Annotated in this window: 16 protein-coding genes and 3 pseudogenes; 18 read left to right on the forward strand and 1 reads right to left on the reverse strand. The window is 59.5% G+C overall.

Translation table 11 applies throughout. The features are described from left to right. Positions 1-15 precede the first annotated feature (15 nt). From nifE to AC3EMP_RS08860, 16 genes and pseudogenes are all read left to right on the forward strand, one after another. Complete coding sequence (gene nifE / locus AC3EMP_RS08785; protein ID WP_352712673.1) at positions 16-1,506, forward strand: nitrogenase iron-molybdenum cofactor biosynthesis protein NifE; 1,491 nt, start codon at positions 16-18, stop codon at positions 1,504-1,506. A gap of 8 nt (positions 1,507-1,514) precedes the next feature. Beyond that, positions 1,515-2,897, forward strand: a complete 1,383-nt coding sequence (nifN, locus tag AC3EMP_RS08790) for a nitrogenase iron-molybdenum cofactor biosynthesis protein NifN (RefSeq protein WP_352712672.1) — start codon at positions 1,515-1,517, stop codon at positions 2,895-2,897. Continuing rightward, a complete protein-coding gene (gene nifX, locus AC3EMP_RS08795) occupies positions 2,863-3,360 on the forward strand; it encodes a nitrogen fixation protein NifX (protein ID WP_352712671.1) in 498 nt (165 codons plus the stop codon). The genes nifN and nifX overlap by 35 nt, the downstream gene beginning before the upstream one ends. A 16-nt stretch (positions 3,361-3,376) precedes the next feature. Continuing rightward, complete coding sequence (locus AC3EMP_RS08800; RefSeq protein WP_352712669.1) at positions 3,377-3,856, forward strand: NifX-associated nitrogen fixation protein; 480 nt, start codon at positions 3,377-3,379, stop codon at positions 3,854-3,856. A 27-nt stretch (positions 3,857-3,883) separates the two neighbouring features. Further along, positions 3,884-4,690, forward strand: coding sequence for a response regulator transcription factor (locus tag AC3EMP_RS08805; RefSeq protein WP_352712667.1), 807 nt, complete (start codon positions 3,884-3,886; stop codon positions 4,688-4,690). A 149-nt stretch (positions 4,691-4,839) separates the two neighbouring features. Continuing rightward, positions 4,840-5,727, forward strand: a complete 888-nt coding sequence (locus AC3EMP_RS08810; RefSeq protein ID WP_352712665.1) for a universal stress protein — start codon at positions 4,840-4,842, stop codon at positions 5,725-5,727. A 1,372-nt stretch (positions 5,728-7,099) separates the two neighbouring features. Next, the gene (locus tag AC3EMP_RS08815) at positions 7,100-8,548 is read left to right on the forward strand and encodes a TlpA disulfide reductase family protein (protein WP_352712664.1); all 1,449 of its coding nucleotides are present in this window, start codon (positions 7,100-7,102) and stop codon (positions 8,546-8,548) included. 12 nt (positions 8,549-8,560) lie between these two features. Continuing rightward, a pseudogene (locus tag AC3EMP_RS08820) lies at positions 8,561-8,944 on the forward strand (DUF269 domain-containing protein); the annotation flags it as partial. Positions 8,945-9,055: 111 nt separating this feature from the next. Next, positions 9,056-9,258, forward strand: a pseudogene (locus tag AC3EMP_RS08825) (CCE_0567 family metalloprotein). Then, complete coding sequence (fdxB, locus tag AC3EMP_RS08830) at positions 9,255-9,572, forward strand: ferredoxin III, nif-specific (RefSeq protein ID WP_352712661.1); 318 nt, start codon at positions 9,255-9,257, stop codon at positions 9,570-9,572. Before AC3EMP_RS08825 ends, fdxB begins: the two are co-directional and overlap by 4 nt. Before the next feature lie 65 nt (positions 9,573-9,637). Then, positions 9,638-9,913: an exopolysaccharide production repressor protein gene (locus AC3EMP_RS08835; protein WP_352712717.1), complete on the forward strand. Its 276-nt coding sequence runs from the start codon at positions 9,638-9,640 to the stop codon at positions 9,911-9,913. A gap of 318 nt (positions 9,914-10,231) precedes the next feature. Further along, positions 10,232-11,236, forward strand: a complete 1,005-nt coding sequence (locus AC3EMP_RS08840; protein WP_352712660.1) for a 1-aminocyclopropane-1-carboxylate deaminase — start codon at positions 10,232-10,234, stop codon at positions 11,234-11,236. 374 nt (positions 11,237-11,610) lie between these two features. Further along, positions 11,611-12,660 (forward strand): GHMP family kinase ATP-binding protein, encoded by a 1,050-nt coding sequence (locus tag AC3EMP_RS08845; RefSeq protein ID WP_352712659.1) that lies wholly within the window; start codon positions 11,611-11,613, stop codon positions 12,658-12,660. 9 nt (positions 12,661-12,669) lie between these two features. Next, on the forward strand, positions 12,670-13,728 hold the full coding sequence (locus AC3EMP_RS08850) for a cysteine synthase family protein (RefSeq protein WP_352712658.1): 1,059 nt from the start codon (positions 12,670-12,672) through the stop codon (positions 13,726-13,728). Next, complete coding sequence (locus AC3EMP_RS08855) at positions 13,725-16,424, forward strand: lyase family protein (RefSeq protein ID WP_352712657.1); 2,700 nt, start codon at positions 13,725-13,727, stop codon at positions 16,422-16,424. The genes AC3EMP_RS08850 and AC3EMP_RS08855 overlap by 4 nt, the downstream gene beginning before the upstream one ends. Before the next feature lie 299 nt (positions 16,425-16,723). Further along, on the forward strand, positions 16,724-17,974 hold the full coding sequence (locus AC3EMP_RS08860) for an IS4 family transposase (RefSeq protein ID WP_352712656.1): 1,251 nt from the start codon (positions 16,724-16,726) through the stop codon (positions 17,972-17,974). 44 nt (positions 17,975-18,018) lie between these two features. Here AC3EMP_RS08860 and AC3EMP_RS08865 read toward each other — a convergent pair. Further along, positions 18,019-18,234 (reverse strand): annotated as a pseudogene (locus AC3EMP_RS08865) (IS5/IS1182 family transposase); the annotation flags it as partial. Positions 18,235-18,402: 168 nt separating this feature from the next. Between AC3EMP_RS08865 and tnpA the strand changes: the two are divergent. Continuing rightward, complete coding sequence (tnpA, locus tag AC3EMP_RS08870; protein ID WP_488362105.1) at positions 18,403-18,756, forward strand: IS66-like element accessory protein TnpA; 354 nt, start codon at positions 18,403-18,405, stop codon at positions 18,754-18,756. A gap of 26 nt (positions 18,757-18,782) precedes the next feature. Further along, on the forward strand, positions 18,783-19,109 hold the full coding sequence (tnpB, locus tag AC3EMP_RS08875) for an IS66 family insertion sequence element accessory protein TnpB (protein WP_488362155.1): 327 nt from the start codon (positions 18,783-18,785) through the stop codon (positions 19,107-19,109). The last annotated feature ends 107 nt before the right edge of the window (positions 19,110-19,216 follow it).

The following is a 19,216-nucleotide window of genomic DNA, read 5'->3' on the forward strand; positions in this document are numbered from 1 at the left end:
TTGGAGACCGACGCAATGTCCTTGCTCAGAGCCAAAATCAAGGATGTCTTCAACGAGCCTGGCTGCGAAAAGAACCGCGGCAAGGATGCCAAGGCGCGCAAGGAGGGCTGTTCGAAGCCACTGACCCCCGGGGCGGCGGCCGGCGGCTGTGCCTTCGATGGCGCCAAGATCGTGCTGCAGCCGATCACCGACGTTGCGCATTTGATCCATGCGCCGCTCGCCTGCGAGGGCAATTCCTGGGACAACCGCGGTGCGGCTTCGTCCGGGCCAGCCCTGTGGCGCACAAGCTTCACGACCGACCTCACCGAACTCGATGTTGTGATGGGGCAGGGCGAGCGGAAGCTTTTCAAAGCGATCCTCGAGATCAAGGAAGCGTATGGGCCGCCGGCTATCTTCGTTTATCCGACCTGCGTGACGGCGCTGATCGGCGACGACATCGAGGCCGTCTGCAAGCGCGCGGCGGAAAAGTACGGCTTGGCCGTTGTACCGGTCAATGCGCCGGGCTTCGTCGGCTCCAAGAATCTCGGCAACAAGCTTGCCGGCGAGGCGTTGCTCGAGCATGTCATCGGCACGCTCGAGCCCGACGATGCCGGCCCTTACGACATCAATATTCTTGGCGAATTCAACCTCTCGGGCGAATTCTGGCTGGTGAAGCCGCTGCTGGATCGGCTCGGGATCCGGGTGCGCGCCTGCATTCCGGGTGACGCCCGTTACGTCGACATTGCCTGCGCGCACCGCGCCCGGGCGGCTATGGTGGTGTGCTCGACCGCGCTCATCAATCTCGCCCGCAAAATGGACGAGCGCTGGGACATCCCGTTTTTCGAGGGCTCCTTCTACGGTATCACCGATACCTCGGATGCACTCCGGAACATAGCTGAGCTGCTCGTGAAGCAGGGTGCTGATCCGGAGATCCTCGGCCGCACCGAGCTATTGATTGCAGAGGAAGAGGCGATCGCCTGGAAGAAGCTAGCGGCCTACCGGCCGAGGCTCGAAGGCAAGCGCGTGCTGCTCAACACCGGCGGCGTGAAGTCCTGGTCGGTCGTCCATGCGCTGATGGAGATCGGGATCGAGATCGTCGGCACCTCTGTCAAGAAGTCGACCGTCGAAGACAGGGAGCGGATCAAGCAGATCCTCAAGGACGACAACCATATATTCGAGCAGATGGCAGCGCGCGACCTTTACGCCATGCTCTCCGAACACAAGGCCGATATCCTGCTATCAGGCGGGCGCACGCAATTCGTCGCTCTGAAGGCCAAGACACCCTGGCTCGACATCAACCAGGAGCGCCAACACCCTTACGCCGGCTATGACGGCATGGTGGAACTCGTACGCCAGATCGACCTGGCCATTCAAAACCCCATCTGGTGCCAGGTACGGGAGCCGGCACCATGGGATTGCCAGCCTGCGGTGGGGGAGGAACGGCCGTGCACGAAAAGCGAGACCGTGACCTTGCATGCTGTCCAGGAATTCTCCGGCACCACGGCCGCTGATTTCGGCGAGTGTTGAGGAAGCCAATGGTCCGCATCCTTCCCCAGTCCAAAGCGGCGGCGGTCAATCCGCTGAAGTCATCCCAGCCGCTCGGCGCCGCCCTCGCCTTTCTTGGCGTCGACGGCGCGATGCCATTGTTCCACGGCAGCCAGGGGTGCACCAGCTTCGCGCTCGTGCTCTTCGTGCGACATTTCAAGGAAGCCATTCCCTTGCAGACAACCGCGATGGACGAGGTGGCAACGATCCTCGGCGGGGCAGACCATCTGGAAGAGGCGATCCTCAACCTCAAGACCCGCACAAAGCCAACGCTGATCGGGGTTTGCACGACCGCGCTGGTGGAAACCCGCGGCGAAGACTGCGCAGGAGATATCGCCCATATCAGGCTGAAGCGCACCAAAGAACTCGCGGGTACGGAGGTGGTGCTGGCCAATACGCCAGATTTCGATGGTGCGATCGAAGAGGGCTGGGCCAAAGCTGTCACCGCTATGATCGAAAGGATTACGCGGCCCGGCGAGCAGGCGCGGCAGTCGGAGAAAATCGTGATCCTGCCTGGCTGGAACCTCACTGTGGCTGACATCGAGCATTTGCGTGAGATGGTTGAAAGCTTTGGACTGAAGCCGGTGATTCTGCCGGACATCTCCGGCTCGCTCGACGGTACGGTGCCCGACCGCTGGGTCACGACCACCTATGGCGGCACCAGGGTCGAGGATATCCGCGAGCTTGGCACGGCCGAGCAATGTATCGTCATCGGTGAGCATATGCGCCGCCCGGCCGAGCTGCTGCAGAGGTTGACCGGCGTGCCTTACGTGCTGTTCCGGTCGCTGACCGGATTGAGGGACGCCGACCGGTTCGTCTCCCTGCTGTCCGCAGTTTCGGGCGAGGCCGCGCCGGCTGAGGTGCGCCGTCGGCGGGCGCAGTTGCAGGACGCGTTGCTCGACGGACATTTCCACTTTGGAGGCAAGAAAATTGCGATCGCTGCTGAACCAGACCAACTCTACCAGCTCGCGAGCTTCTTCATCGGCATGGGCTCCGAAATCGCGGCGGCGGTCACAACGGCCGCTATGTCGAAAATTCTGGAGGAAGTGCCGGCGCAGTCGGTTCAAATCGGCGATCTCGGCGATTTGGAAGCGCTTGGCGCCGGCGCCGATCTTCTCGTTACTCATTCCCACGGCCGCCAGGCGGCGCAGCGCCTCGGCATTCCGCTCATGCGGGTCGGCTTCCCGATCTTCGACCGGCTCGGGGCCCAGCACAAGCTCACAATCCTCTACCAAGGGACCCGCGACCTGATCTTCGAGGTTGCCAACATTTTCGAAGCCAACGGGCACGCACCGACGCCTGAGGCGCTTGATCCACTCCGTAAGCGAGAAATCCCAGATGAGCTCCGTTCGTCGCCTCTCGCTCGTCACTGACGAGGTTCACGCACCTACGCCAGAACGCCAAGCCGGCGCATTGCGCGTGGCGATCGCCACGCAGGACATGAAGAACCTCAACGCCCATTTCGGATCGGCCAGGCGCTTTGCTGTCTACGACGTGATGCGCGAGGAGTGGAATCTCTTCGAAGCCGTGGCCTTCGATGACGTTTCCAACGAGAGCGGGAAGCATCGAACTGAGGGCGATGACCGCATCACCCCGAAGGTGGAGGCGCTAAAGGGCTGTCATCTCCTGTTTTGTCTGGCGATCGGCGGACCTTCGGCAGCCAAACTTGTTTCCGCAAAGATCCATCCGATCAAAGTGTCGCAGCCCCAGACCATCCAAGAGGTGCTGTTGCGCACGCAGATGATGCTCAGGACGTGTCCTCCCCCTTGGCTGCGCAAGGTGCTGGCGCAGGCAGGTGTCGCTGAACAGAAACCCTCCTTCGAGGACGAAAGCTGAAATCAGGAGTGGACGAATGTTTGAAGCCGCTGTTAGCCCTGCCGCCACCGAGGACGAAGCGGCCCTTGCCACCCCGTTCGTCAAATGCCTCGTGCGGCTGATCCGTGCCAATGATTCCCACGGGTCTTGGGAAGGCAAATCGGACGCCGATCTGCTGGGCGACTTCATCATCACTAGGGAACAGCGCCGTGCAATTCCAATCATCGGCGATCCCGATCCGGACGTGCTGTGGAGGCTCGATAAGTTCTACACCGCCGTCGGGCTTGCGATTGAGGAACGCTCCGGCCTGATGGCATCCCCGATCATGGAGATGAGCCATGAGGGCTTCGGGCGCGTGCTTTTCACGGCCGGGCGGTTGGTCGTTCTGTCGAAAACCCTGCGCGACGTCCACCGGTTCGGTTTCGAGACGTTCTGGAAACTCGCCGCGGCCGGTACTCAACTGGCCGGCGATGCCACCGCAGCCATTGAGGCTTATCCCGAGGTGGCGCGGGCGTGACGGCACCGATTTTCGATCGAGGGGATCATGTCAGGTCTTGAGGACATGCGATGGCCAGCCCTCTCAATCGAGGCGGTGGAGGCCGATGTGGTTCTTGGGGTGGCGCTGATGAAGCCGCTGGTCCTGATCTGTTCGCAAGGTGCGGAGTTGTATCTGTACTACAGCCACATTCTGGGGGTGGATGGCTTCAGGATTGAACTGGCCAGAAGCGTGGAGGAAGCGCTGGCATTAGCCAGTGAACGGGAGCCGCAGGCCGTGGTGCTGGACTGCCAGCCGGCAAGCTCGACAGGGTCCACCATCTGTGCCCAGCTCAAGGCGGAGTTCCGGAAGAGAGGCCTGCTGGTTATTGCGCTGATCGCGCCCGGCGCCGAAAACCAGCACCTCGATCTCTTGAAGGCAGGTATTGACGAGAGCTTTGTGCGGCCCTTCGCGCCGGCGATGCTGCTCGACTGTCTACGGACGAAGCTGGCGCTGCCAAAGCCGGGTTCAGACGGGATCGAAAACGGCAGCTGGCTCCGCTGTGGCAGGCTAAAGATGAACGTCGATGCCCGCCGAGTCCGTTGTAACGGCCACGACATCCACCTTGGACCGATCCAGTTCAAGCTGCTGCGGCATTTGCTCGAGACTCCCGGCATGGTGTTCAGCCGAGTCGAGTTAAAGAACGCAGCTTGGGGGGAAAAGATCCATGTCGGTGAACGCACCGTCGATGTCCATATCAGCCGGATCAGAAAGGAGCTGGAGAGGACGTCGGCCGGGAGCGTCATTCGAACCATCAGGTCCGACGGCTACTCGCTGGAGGAGGCGGACGTTGAGCCTGAAGCTGACGGCGAATAGGCATCCGTGCGCTGCCACTCGCTCGAGTGGCCGGACGGCTGAACAGCGAACTGATGTAGTGCCACCCCCATCTCCGTCGTGCTGAGGGCAAAGTCTTGCGGCTTCGAAACGCGCCGGCAGGTACGACATATTCAGAAAGAAGCAGTCAAATGGCTTTCAGAAGCGTACTCAGTGTGACGGGAGCTGACCACTCCGATCAGGATGTCAGAACAGCTGCCAGCTTGTGTGCCGAAGTCGGCGCGTATCTTTCCGTAGTGGTGATGTCGCCTCCGCTGCTCATTATGCCTTCTCCGCTGCTCGGCGATGGCATCCCCGAGTGGCCTGGACAACGCGCACAGGCCATCGCCAGACTGGACAAACGGTTTAGGCAGACCGAAAGATTTTCGCAGGACATGGCCAACCTGGAAAAGACATGCAGGGAAATTCACAAACTGCTGAGAGCCACGTGGCGCTGCTATGATGTCGATACCGAACACTTGGACAAGGCTGGCGTCGGTGACGCGGTGCGACAGCGGGCGCTCTGCACCGACCTGACCATCATCGGCCCCGCACTTCTCGATGACACTAGTCTCGGACCTCTTGTTATCAACGGCAGCTTGTTCGATACGGGAAAGCCGGTGCTTGTCGTGCCGGAGGACGCTGAGGCGACTCTGTCGCAACGGCGAGTGCTGGTCGGCTGGGATTCGCGAGTCGAGGCGTCCCGTTCGGTTCGGGAAGCGCTGGATCTGCTAGCCGGTGCTGAGGAAGTTCATGTCGCACTAGTCGATCCGGAGGCGACCTGCACCGGAAACGGCGCCGAGCCGGGAGCCGACATCGCTGCCTATCTCACTCGGCACGGTGCTCGGGTGTCGGTTGACCGGCTGGCGAGCGCCGGCAAACCGGTGGCTATCGTGCTCGCGCAGCACGCAATCGACACGTCTGCCGACATGATAGTCATGGGCGCTTATGGCAACCGCAGGCTACGTGAGCGACTCTTCGGCGGCGTGACGAGATGGATAGTTGGGAAGCCGTCATTGCGCTTGTTTTTGGCTCGCTGACGGGTTCCAAAGTAGCACCGACGCTGTCCGAAGCTCTACTCCCCTGGGTCACCTATCCCGATGCCAAGTTAGAGAAAAGGTCGCGGCAAACGCGCCCAGTTTCGCGCGCCTCCTTGAGCCAATCTGCAATCGCCGTCGCCGAGAAAATCGCGGACGTCTCGCGTTCGGGGTTCTGCTCGGCCGAGATGATCCATAACGCGGAGACCAACACCGGGGCAGAGATATGGGCAGTCCTCAATGCAGTGAAGATCACGGCTCGCAGGTCGGCGTCAGGTCAAAGAGAGTCGTTCAGCGCGGCTGGCCGAGTTCCGATCCGTAGCGGCATCGTATGGGCGGTATCATGATCTCTCCTGACTACTGGCCGGGAGCTGACAACGCGATGACCGAGCCGAGGCCGACGCCCCTCCATTTCGAGTCGGGACGGTCGGGCTCTTGCCGGGTTCGGCAGGAATCGATCGTATCAATCACATTGTCATCACGTGGGATGGTAGCCGGGTTAGCGGCGAGGACGGCCGCGTCCTCAGTGTTCAGTCGGTCCGGCCGGACCCGCGTGACGACCGAGCGGTCTTTGGGGCTGGTCAAATTCCGACAACGCTCAAATTCGAACCAGGCGGTCCCTGTAGCGCCTGAGCACAGGGAATACAGAAAATATCGGCACAAGGAATGCCGGAGAGTTCAACGGCCGGCACATGCCGGCACTCGGCTTGGCGTTTTTCGCCACGACATCATCGCGATCTGACGATGGCGGTATTGGCGAGCTACAGCTGGACCGGCTTCGGTCGTGAAGAACTCCCATGAAGCCAGCTAGGATTCAATCCCAAGGCGGTCGAGGGGGGCGCAGGCCGCGCTCGGATGGAGCGGCCCGTTGCAGATGGCGAAATCCGCTACCGCCTCCGGACCAGAACGGCAAGAAGCTCAAGCCAGCGGCTTGAAGCGGACGATTACGACGAGCCTGGCGGCAGCCAACGCAGTCATGATGTTCATCTGCTCGTCCCTTGGCCCGAATACCTGTTCAGTCATTCGTGGCCAGGTTTTTCTGGCGGGGCGAAGCGCGTGATGCGTGTCCAAAACCGGACAGCGGCAGAAAACATGTTTGGTTCAATACAACCGGCCACCCTGGCAGATCGAGGCTTTTGAACGGCTAATCATGGGGTATTGCGCGCTGAGCGCGCTGGCACGGCCTTTGCGAATTGAGATGCGGCAACTGAGGGAAAGCTGGCTCGCAGGCGCGCGAGACGAGAGCTGCTCTCGTTTCCTTGAGCCCTTGTGCCCCTCTCTAAGAGGGAAACAAGCCCGCGCATAAGCAACGTGTGGCAACAGCTCTGGAGAGCAAAATGGTGTTGCGGATGGAGCACAGGCTCCTTCGATCAAAGTGGAGAACTGGCTGCGTGGTGAGCCCCTTACGAACTTCCAGCCCGGCAAAGTCTATACCGTCGAATTTTGGGCAACTTGGTGCCGACCATGTGTGGGGGAGATGCTCCATTTGATGCGGCTGCAGGAGAAATACAGGGACAGCGGACTTGAGGTCGTCGGAGTCGCGGCTAATCAAGACGCTCCAACGGCCGTTGAGGCTCGCACCAAGTTGGACGCGTGGTTGACCGCAAAGTGCTCGAATCTGAACTATCGGACCGCGTTCGACTACACAGGCGAAATGAAGAAGCTTTGGAGGAAACCCAGATTTTCTGTCGGGATTCCGACCTCGTTCGTGGTCGACCGAGACGGCTGCATCGCCTTTATCGGTCATCCGAGCCAACTCGTTGAGGTTTTGCCGAAAGTGCCCAACGGCAGCTGGCGCACCAGCGACAAAGCGAAAGCCGCCGATCAGAAGCGGATCGCCACAAGCGAACCCCTGGCGCGCGAACAAGCGTTGAAGAAGCCGATCGATGACAGGTTCGGGGCGGCGGTGAAGTTGGAAGATTGGAAGACAGCGCTCTGGGCGATCGAAGTGGGCATCGCCTTGATGCCGAACGACCTCAATTTCCGCCTGGCTCATGCACATCTGTTGCTTCATAAAATACAACAGATGTGGACCGGCTTGCCCGTGATGCGCCAATTGGTTCGCGACGCGATCGACAAAAATTCCGAGGATTGGATGGTTTCGGCGCTAGACCAACTTTTCCATCCGGCCAATGACCATTCGCGCCTTCCCCCTGCTGAGCGCTTCGCGATTGGCAAGAAACTGTCCGAACACATCCTGGCGCTGAACCCCCCGCAAGGCGACAGCCCTAAGTTCCGGTCTTATCCCGCGGTAGCCCGGTACTATCACGAGAACGGCAGCATTGATCGCGCGATCGAGTTGGTCGAACTGGCACTGACGTCGCTCGACGGTCCGGAGCCTATCCCGGCCGAACTGAAAGAGCAGCATCTGCCCGATTTGCTGCAGGCCCTCGCCAACTACAGGGGTGGGAAGGTTTGTTACGGCGCTTTCTGTGCGGCTCCGCAAAACCCTTTCCCGAACGGGCCAAAGCGCGGTCGGCCGAGAAGAGCACCTAAAAGGGGCGATGGTCGAATGTTTACGGGCCAATTCGTTCATTTCCCTGCCGTGGCCGCAGCAACTAGGCTCCATGGAGCACCTGGTGGATTGTTTGTAGCAGGTTCAAGGCTCGAATCTTGCGATGATCTCCGGCCGCACCACGGCGGAAGTGATGTTCGACGCGGATCCGCGTGGAAGGCTGGCAATCTAGGATGCGTCCAAAGTCGGCCACAGGCACGTCAATTGGGTGGAATTGGCCGCCCCAAGCCGGGCGTCGGCTGCGCAAGTGTGCCCGAAGTAGACGTCCCGACAACAGACTTCGTGCCTCGAGGAAGAGGACTGAAATGAGGAGAAGGCGAGATGTCTGATGTCGCGGTTAGCCCGGCTGTCAACGAGGACGAGGCGGCCCTTGCCACACCGTTCGTCAGATGCCTCGTGCGGCTGATCCGTGCTCAGGAGTCCTACTGCTTATGGGAAGGCAAATCGGACGCTACGCTGCTTGCCGACTTCATCGTCGCCAGAAGAAAGCGCCATGCGATCCGTGGCATGGGGTATCCCGATCCGGACGTGCTGTGGAGGCTCGATATGTTTTACACCGCCGTGGGGCTTGCGATTGCGGAGCGTTTCCGCCCGGTGACATCGCCAATCGTGGAGATGAAAACCGTAAGGCATTCATGCCCGTGCTTTTCACGGTCGGGCAGCTCGTCGTTCTGTCCAGACTTCCATCGGTTCGGCTTCGAGACGCTCCGGCAACTCGCGGAGGCCGGTACGAAACTGGTCGACGATGCCACCTCAGCCACTGAAGCCGTCGGGACCTGGCGCGGGCGTGATGAAACCGATTTTCGAGGAAGCGTTATGGCAAAGCTAAATGAGATGGGGAAGAAAGTCCGAAAGGTTCAGCTGGGCGCGGCAATTGCCAAGATGAAATTGCGCGACCTTGCAGAGAATCTCCCGGGAAAATGGACGGAAATAGAGGAAGTTGCCGAGGAAACGTCGCCGTTTTTGCCGAGTTGAATGCTGCCAAGAGAGAGCTCGCTGCAATGAAGAAGCTACGATGACGAGCACATTCACCACCCGCGACGGCTCCGGATGGGTGCCGGAATATCTCACCGCTATAGACGGCACGACCTGCATCGGCTGCGGCCGCTGTTTCAAGGTCTGCTCGCGCGAAGTCATGCATCTTTACGGCGTCGATGACGCGGGTGAAATCCTCGGCGTCTGCGACGGCGAAGACGACGATTTCGATGGCAAGCTCAATCGCATGATCATGGTCGTCGACCATGCCGGCCGCTGCATTGGCTGCGGAGCCTGCGCCCGCGTCTGCCCGAAGAACTGCCAGACCCATGTTGCGGCCGACCAGGTCGTAGCATGATCTGAGGAGACAAAACCAGGAGAACGGCGTTGTCCTTTATAATCTTTTGTCGCGTTTTGGGGCTGGTGCTGTGCAGCACCGCACTGACTGTCTACTTCGCTTCTCATTCAATCCGCGCAGTCGTCGTCACGACGCTGGCTTCTTGGTTGCTCCTTCAGGTTGCCTATTTCGCAAGCGTGCTCTTTCTGATTTGGCGGTCTGACTGGGCTAGCAGAGATGGCCGAATGGCTGAGCATTTAAGTAAGGAAGTTGGATCCCAGCCGCCAGACCATGAGGAGGTGACGAATGGATCTGCAGAATTGCCGCATCGAATGTTAGCCATATCGCTGCTGCTGCCTTGAGTCGCCATGACAACGTCTGTGCTCGGGACACTTTGAACAACCATGGCCATTCAGCGACTCTGCAAGGAATACAGGGTAATAGGGCGGCGCAATCCGGCCATTCTAGTTAATCCGGGAAAGCAGTTTGTTATAGGCATAGTAGCTTGTCGCAGCACGCCGCCATGCGGGTGGTTGGTCTCGATGACAAACGAGCCGCTGGAACTATCGGTTGGCCTCTTCTGGAGTGTCCGAGGATGCAGCTAAAACTCAAATCCAACACGCCTTTTAGAATGACCAGTGCAAGCTAATGTCAGCTCAACCAGTGTTGCCGGAGAGAACATGCTGGAAAAGTTCGAACGCTATCCGCTCACCTTTGGAACCACGCCCATCGAGAAGCTCGACCGACTCGGCAAGCATCTAGGGGGAAAGGTGGAAATCTACGCCAAACGCGAGGACTGCAACTCCGGTCTTGCGTTTGGCGGAAACAAGCTCCGCAAGCTCGAATACATCATCCCCGACGCGGTCGCATCAAATGCCGATACGCTGGTCACCGTCGGGAGCGTGCAGTCCAACCACACGCGGATGGTCGCCGCGGTCGCCGCCAAGATCGGCATGAAATGCCTGTTGATTCAGGAGAGCTGGGTACAGCATCAGGATGCTGTGGTCGGCAACATTCTCTTGAGTCGCATCATGGGCGCGGAGGTGCGCCTGGTCGACGAGGGCTTTGACATCGGCATCCGCCGTAGTTGGGAACAAGTGCTCGATGAGGTCAAGTCAAAGGGCGGCAGGCCCTACGGAATACCGGCCGGGGCGTCAGTTCACAAATATGGCGGCCTTGGGTACGCCGGGTTCGCCGAGGAGGTGCGCGCCCAGGAGCAACAGCTTGAGTTTCCCTTCGACTACATTGTCGTTTCCACGGTCACGGGCTCGACGCATGCGGGCATGCTCGTTGGATTCGCCAAGGAGGGTCGACAGCGCAATGTCATCGGTATTGATGCTTCTGCCACCCCCGCCCAAACCAAGGCGCAGGTGCTAAACATCGCACGGCATACTGCGAAGCTCGTCGAGCTTGACACGGAAATTGTTGAGGATGACGTGGTGTTGCTGGAGGAGTACGCGTACCCGCGTTACGGCATTCCGTCCGAGGAAACCAAGCATGCCATTCGTCTGTGCGCGCGGCTCGAGGGCATAATTACCGACCCCGTATACGAGGGCAAATCGATGCAAGGGATGATCGACCTCGTCCAGAAAGGTTTCTTTCCAGAGGGATCGAAGGTCCTCTACGCGCACCTCGGCGGTGCGCCGGCGATCAACGGGTACGGCTACACCTTTCGCAACGGCTGACGCTCGACAGATTGCGATTGCGCTATCCTGCCGTGCCCGCGACACGCTCAAAGTTTTCGCAAGAGCGTACGCAAAGGATGATCACTTAAATGCTCAAACCGGTGTCCCTTGAACGCGTCGCGCCCACCGAAATACGCTGAGACGTTCAATTGGGGCCGCCGGCATTAGGGGTGAAACAGAAACTACAAGTAATTTCATAGAATCTTTGCAACCGAAAATCACTACTAATGGTACGTTCACCCCAATGTCTGAGGACAGACAGCTAGGCACATAGGTACTTGAGAGTATCCAAATGAGAAACAACCCGCACTCCGATGATCCAAGTCTCATTCGTAGCAGCAAATCGATTGTGAGCGTATCTTGGAGCAAGTGATATGCCGATCCAGCATTCCACCTATTCCATCGACCCTGTAGGAAGCCGGGGGAGCTTCACGACTACAGAACTTCTACAAGCCGCCGCCGATGCAGTTTGGAGGCCGTACATGTGCCACCAGACGTTCGGAGGCACAGCTGAGCTTATCGCCGAGAATGGACAACAGCCAGGCATTCATTATGGCGAGGCTCTTTGTTGCGGCACATTCGGCGAGCTGCTCCAAGGCCAGTTGCCGGCCGGCTCCCTTCCCGGCGATCCTCATTTCTTGGTCACGATGCCTATCGCGGTCTTTGCGCGAGCTCACTTTATGCCGATTGCCGGCACACGATCCGTAACCGTTTATCCACCACACAAACTCAAAGCAAAACGACTAGCGGAGAATCTCGTGATTGCTCTCGGTGTGTCAGGAGGAACCCTCCTTTTGCAATCCGAGCTCCCCGAAGGCAAAGGGCTGGCGAGTTCGTCTGCGGATCTTGTTGCGGCTGCACGGTCAATAGCCTGCTGCTTCAAGCGCAGAGTCCGGACATCATTGATTGAGAAGCTAATGGCGGAGATAGAGCCATCCGACGGGGTGATGTACCCAGGAGTGGTCGCATATCAGCAGCGAGCATGTAGCCTTCTCTCCTTCTTAGGTCAAATGCCGCCGCTTGCGATCGTTGGTATCGATGAAGGAGGGACCATCGAAACCGTCGATTATGATCAACGGCGAGGTGAAATCTCCGCCAGTCACAGAGCAGAATATCACCAACTACTCGACCGCGCACGGATCGCAATTCCGCGGGGTGATACGGCCACGATAGGCAGAATAGCTACGACCAGCGCGCTCCTGAATCAGGAGAGGGCTCCAAAGGAGCATCTGAACTCGATGCTGAAAGCATCCGAGGCCACTGACGCTCTCGGGCTCATAGTCGCGCACAGCGGCACCATGATAGGAATCCTGCTTGATCGAATGGCGGACGACTTCCCACGGAAGCTTCGGTCGGTGGTCGCCCATGTATCGCCGTTCGACAACTCGCCAAAAATATATCTGACCATGACTGGTTGCCGATGAGGAAGCAATATGAACACCGTTCACAAACGCCTGCCATTCTCCGGCTATTCTGATGCCTATGTTCTCCCCAGCATTATTAAGTGTGACACAAACCTCTATCTTGCGCAGTTTGCGTTCATGAAGCTTCTCCCTGCGAAGTACATCATCGAGCAAGCGCTGGCTCGAGGAACCTTGACGCACGGCATGAAAGTTATCGAGACCTCGAGCGGAACTTTCGCGCTGGGTTTGGCCGTAGTTTGCCGGGAACGTGGATTCCAGCTCGAAATCTTCACAGACCCAGTGATGGACAAAGGCCTGGAAAACAGGTTGCGCTCCTTGGGAGCCGAAGTGTTCATAATAACCGAAAAGGCGAAGCAGGGTGGCTATCAAAGAAGCCGCCTCGACGCATTGCACGCTAGGATGAGAAAGTTGGGCCACTCCTGTTTCTGGCCCCAGCAATACGAAACACCGGACAACCCCGCAGCGTATAAGCTCTTTGCCGATCAGATATCAGGGATGTTGGGTGCCGACGTAACTTTGGTCGGTTCTGTAGGGTCGGGCGGCTCTACTTGTGGAACAATAGAACGCCTCCGCGAAAAGGCCACTGGCGCGCGCCTGGTTGGAGTGGACACCTTCAATAGCGTCATTTTTGGCCAACAGGATGGCGAACGGAAACTGCGTGGGCTGGGGAACAGTCTTGTCCCCAGGAACGTGAAGCATGAACTATATGACGAGGTGCATCTCATTTCGGCACAGCTCGCATTTGCTGCAACGCGAACCCTCCACGAGCGGCACGCCGTTTTCGCCGGTCCGACCTCCGGAGCGAGCTACATCGTGGGGCGCTGGCGTGCTCGACAGTATCCAGAAGAGACCGTAGTCGTCATATGTCCTGATGAAGGCCACCGCTACGTCGAAGCTGCATACGACCGCGAGTGGCTCAAGCACAACGCATGTCTAAACGACGGTTTTCTGCTGGACGCGCCAGCCACCGAAAATCACACTTCGACTGCCCTCCCACCATGGAACCGATATCCCTGGAAGCGGAAAAGCCGGAAAGCTGTCCTAAACATTCCGGAGGACGCTTCATGATGAACCGAGGTAGCTTCCTTTTCGTGGAAAGCAATACAACGGGCACTGGCGAACTGTTGATAAAGCAGGCCCGTGTCGTGGGCTTTGAGCCCTATCTCGTTACGCGCAATCCTGCGCGCTATCCTTTTCTTAAGGACTCGGTCGCTCAAGTGATCGAAGCTGAGACCCGCAGCCCGGATGACCTCATCGGGATCGCCGCCAAATTAAGCAGGCTGGCAGGGATATATTCCTCGTCGGATTATTTTGTGGGAGCAGCGTCACGTGTCGCGACGGAAATAGGGCTGCCAGCAGCGAATCCGGAGGCTATTGCCACATGCCGGAACAAATGGAAGCAAGCGGCCGAGTTACAGCGACAATCAATCGCGATCCCTGAAACTCGGCTGGCCACGTCCGTCAGAGACGTCGAGAATATTCTTGCCCAAGCTACTCTGCCGGTGGTCGTCAAGCCAGTGTCCGGCAGTGGCAGTAGCGGCGTGCGGTTGTGCGATAGTGCAACAGCCGTCATCGAGGCGTTTGAGAGTGCAAAGGACGTATTGGTGGATCAAGTGGATCTGGCCAGTCCCGACATCCTGATCCAGCAATATGTGGAGGGCAAGGAATACTCCGCAGAGATAATTGCGTATGATGGGACGCTGCACTGCCTTGGAATTCTCGCCAAGCACAAAGGCCCGCCTCCCTGCTTCGTTGAGGTGGGGCACGACTTCCCGGCCCCGCTCCCGGAATGGTCCCTCAAGGAACTGGCTTCTTTTGCCGAGGGCGCGGTATCGGCTCTGGGCTTGGAGTTCGGACCGGCTCATGTAGAGTTTGTGATATCCGAGCGGGGCCCCGTCATCATCGAGGTCAATCCAAGGTTGGCTGGAGGAATGATTCCAGTCATGCTCTCGCACGCCCTGGGCACGTCAATCCTCGACATGGTGATTAGACTTTACGCGGGAGAAGGGTTCACGCCTCCAAGCGCGAGCGCAAGGGCGGGAGCCATCCGTTTCCGACTTGCTCACATATCCGGCAAGCTTAAGCGCCTGGGCTTCTCTCGAGATTCACAGCCAACAGTGGCCGAAGCCGGTCGTCTGAAATCTGAAGGGGAGGATGTTGAAATAAATGGCGATTTTAGAGACCGGGTTGCCTATGCCATAGGCGTCGCTGATGAACTCAATGTCGCCGCCGCGGCAGCTGAACGGATGATCGACTCCGTTGTGATCGATATTGAGGCTGCTGGAGAGCAGGACGACAAGCAAGTTGCTGGGCCAGGCCAGGCCAGGTGGAACCTACATCCAGAAGCGATGAAGCTGCTCGCTCCCCCTATCGAACTCTCGCGCGACGGTCGCCTTCTGCATTACCAGGCGGCCATAGACGAAGCACATCTGGTGATGCTTGCGGACCAGGATTTGGTCTGCCTGGGAGACGCTGCCGATCTCCTCAAGCACATCTTGGACCTCCAGAACGAGAGCTTTCAGTCTTTGGAGGGCCGCCATGCCCCGCGTGGCCTCTATTTAGCTTATGAGGCCGAACTTGCCGCCAGAGTTGGCCCGGAAAATGCCGGCTGGCTACACCTAGCGAGGTCCCGCAATGACTTGAACGCGACCATATCTCTCTTGGTTCTTCGGGAGGCCGCGTGTTCCACCTCGCAGGAAATAGGGATTCTCCAAGATGCCCTGCTTCAGCGAGCGGAAGAGGCATCGAGACTTGTAGCTCCGTTGTATAGTCAGTACCAAGTCGCGCTCCCCGGGTCGCCAGGGCACTACCTGCTCAGTGTTTTCTTCGCTCTGGGGCGCGAGCGCCAGCGCCTCCATTGTCTGCTGGAAGGCATCAGGAACTGCCCTATGGGAGCTGGTGCCGGCGGAGGCACCAGCATACCTATAGATCCATTAAAGACCGCAAATCTTCTGGGTTTCGAACAACCGTCGTTCAACTCACTTGATGCGGTCGCAAGCCGCGACCATCACCTGCAAGGGCTTTCAGTTTTCGCTGGCGTTTCAATCTTGCTTAGTCGTGTGGCCCAGGACCTACAGGTTTGGACGACGCGGGAGTTCGCCCTCGTCGACATTCCTCACAATCTTGCCGGTGGCTCTTCCATGCTCCCCCAAAAAAAGAACCCGTTTCTGCTTGAACACATCAAGGGGTCGGCAAGCACCGTGATTGGGGCCTACGTTTCTGCGGCAACGGCCACCTGCAAAGCGCCTTTCAGCAACTCGATCGAAACAAGCAACTACGGCTGCTCTCCGCTGGGCCTTGCAGAAGACGCCCTGAAGCGGGCCATCACCCTCACATCGCTTCTAGTGAGATTCATCTCTTTCAACGTGCGGTCGATGCGGGAAAATCTCGAAGACGGCTCATCGATGACGGCCGTCGCCGCCGAACGGATGGCGTCGCGAGGCGTTCCTTTCAGGAAGGCCCACACACTAATTAGCGAGATCGCCGAACGCCTATCTCAGGATGGCGGCGTCGCGCAGCGCCGAAGCGAGTTGGCCAGCCAACTCGCTGATGATTTGCCGGCGAGTCCTGAAGAATGCAGGGATGCTCTGCAGTTCGGAGGAGGACCCGCAAAAAGATCAACCGACGACCAGGTCGCTGTAGCGTCAACGCTATTTCGGGACATGCAGTTGAAATGCGCGGACATACGGGAACGCTGGGCGCGCGCTGAGATGTACCGCAAACAGAGGGTGACAGGACTCATTGATAGGCATCGATCTCCTTGAAGGATTGACTATACGAATGACGTAGAAAGTCATCGTTCTCGGCGACCATCTCGGTCAGATATTTGCATAGTGCGGGGAGTTGCGACCCGCTTCAGCGTGGTGGCCACCGACACCTTCCCCCCGAACTCGTCTAGGGGATGCACACATCTTTTGAGGTGATGACTCGCTTTTGATTGGCCGTGTTGGGCAGGGCTGTGATTCTGTTGGCGATGCTCGGATTGAGGAGGTGTCGCGATGTCAGCCAATGAGATCGAGTTGGGAGCGTTTGGCGACGAGCGCCTGCAAAAAAGGGGGCCCAGTTGCTGGGGCTCATGGTGGATCGGCAGAGCGTTTGCGTTCGGCGGCTGGCGGGAGGTTGTCGCGGCCGGATCGTTGGCTTTGGCCGGTTCCTGGCGAACGGGCGGGTGACGACGCAGGGTCTGATCGAAGGCTGGGGGTCGACGAGTTCGCAGGCTTGTGCGGGTCACGTGCTGGCGATCCAGGACACCAGCGAGATCCACTTTACGACCACGGCAGAGCATCGGAGGGGTCTGGGAGAGACCGGCAAGGGCGGCAACGTCCGAGGCGCGCTGCTGCATGCAATGTTGGCGCTTGCTGCGGGAACGGGCGAGGTACTCGGGTTGGTCTCGGGGCAGATCTGGACGCGCGATGGCCGGGTGGAAACGCCACATGGCCAACGGTTGTTGACCGACAAGGAATCGCAACGCTGGCTGGCCACGGCCGAAGCGGCCAAGGGCGTGCTGGTGCGGGCTGCGAAGGTGACGGAGGTGAGCGATCGGGAGAGCGACATCTACGCCAAGTGGGACCGCGTGCCGGGTCCGAACTTCCATATCCTGACCCGCGCCATGAGCGACCGCTTGATCGAGGGCGGCAAGCTCTCGACGGCAAAGCTGCAGCCGACCGGTGAAGCCGATGTGGAGCTGCGCGCTCGTCCTGGCCGGCCGGCGCGTACGGCCCATCTGGCGGCCCGCTTCGGTCAAGTCGCCCTCAAGCGCCCACAAAACTGCATCGAAAAGGGGCTGGCCAAGACAGTGACGGTGAGCCTGGTGGAGGTGCTTGAGGTGGGTGCGCCTGCGGACGCCGAGCCAATCGTCTGGCGCCTGCTGACCACCCATACGGTTCAAGACGCGGCCATGGCTTGGCAGGTGGTTGCTTGGTACCGGATGCGCTGGACCATCGAGCAGTTCTTTCGCACCTTGAAGCAGCAGGGCCTGCAACTGGAGGACAGTCAGTTGGAAACCGCCGAGCGGCTGATGAAGCTGACTGCCATCGCCGCACGCGCCGCCTGCATCATCATGCAGCTTGTCCAGGCCCGCGATGGACCATCCGCACAATCCGCCGAGATCGCCTTTACGCCCGCCGAGATCGACACCTTGCAGGCTCTGGTGCCCGAGTTGGAAGGCAAGACCGCTCTCCAGAAAAACCCTCACCCGCCGAAGTCTCTGGCCTGGGCCGCCTGGATCATCGCCAAACTCGGAGGCTGGGATGGCTATCCCAAGTCCAAGCCACCAGGCCCAATCACCTTCCGCCACGACCTTCAGTACTTTTAATCCATCGCACACGGCTGGTCTCTACGAGATGTGTGAATCGCCTAGCCGAACTCGTAGGGTGCATGCGCCTTGCCCTTACCGATGCATTCCACCTCGTGCGCATGCAGGCTGTAGATTTTGCGGCCGCGCTGGCGCTGACGCTGCTCGAGAACGGTGGAGGCCTGGTAGAGCGACCATTTGAAGAGCGCGTCCAGTTCCGCATCGCCGGCGATCTGGCGGGAGATGTTGCGAACGGTCCGGCCGAGATAGGTCTTGAGCTGTAAGCGCTGTTCCGGCGCCACCTTTCGCGCGTGGTCGTGAGCGACGATGCTCGGAGCCTTTGAGGGCTTCGACACATGACGATTTCAGAGCTTACGCTTAAATCCAACGATCCCGAGCCCGCGCGGCGTTTCGAGGTGTTCACGGGTTCTGGACGGCGGCGCGAATGATTGCCGGAGGAGAAGGCGCGGATCGTGGCGGAAAGCTACGATGCCGGCGAGACCGTGAGCGCGGTGGCTCGGCGACATGCATTGTCCCCGCAGCAGCTGTTCGCCTGGCGCCGGTCCGCGCGGGTGCCGTTGGCGAATGCGCCGGCACCGGAGCCGTTGTTTGTTCCAGCAGTGGTCGCGGCACAGGAGCCCGAGCCGGCGGGGAAGCTCGCGAGATCGACACGGAAGCGGAAGGCCGCGCGAGAAGCCGGCGTGATCGAGCTGGAGATTAACGGCGTCGCCATGCGGGTCGGTCGTGGCGCCGACGCCAGGACGGTGGCGGCGGTGATCCGCGCACTGAAGGCCGGGTCGTGATCGGGCCGACCGGCGCCGTGCGCGTCATGGTGGCGACCAAGCCGGTAGACTTCCGCAAGGGCGCGGAGGGACTGGCGGCGCTGGTGCGCGACACGATGGGCGCCGATCCGTTCTCCGGCGCGATCTACGTCTTCAGGGCCAAGCGCGCCGACCGGGTCAAGCTCGTCTACTTCGACGGCACCGGCGTGTGCCTGCTGGCGAAGCGCCTGGAGGACGGGAAGTTCTGCTGGCCTGCGATCACCGATGGCGTGGTGAGGCTGACGGCGGCACAGCTGCAGGCGCTCCTGGAAGGGTTGGATTGGCGGCGTGTGCATGACGCCCGCGAGACGCGCGCGACGGTCGCGGCAAGTTGATTCAACGGATGGCCAAGACGCTGGCAAAGCATTGGAATGCATGATTGAATGGCTTCGTGAGCAACCCGGCCGAGCCCCTGACCAACGATCCGTTCGCGCTTCAGGCG

The sequence above is a fragment of the Mesorhizobium sp. P160219 genome, assembly GCF_057786095.1.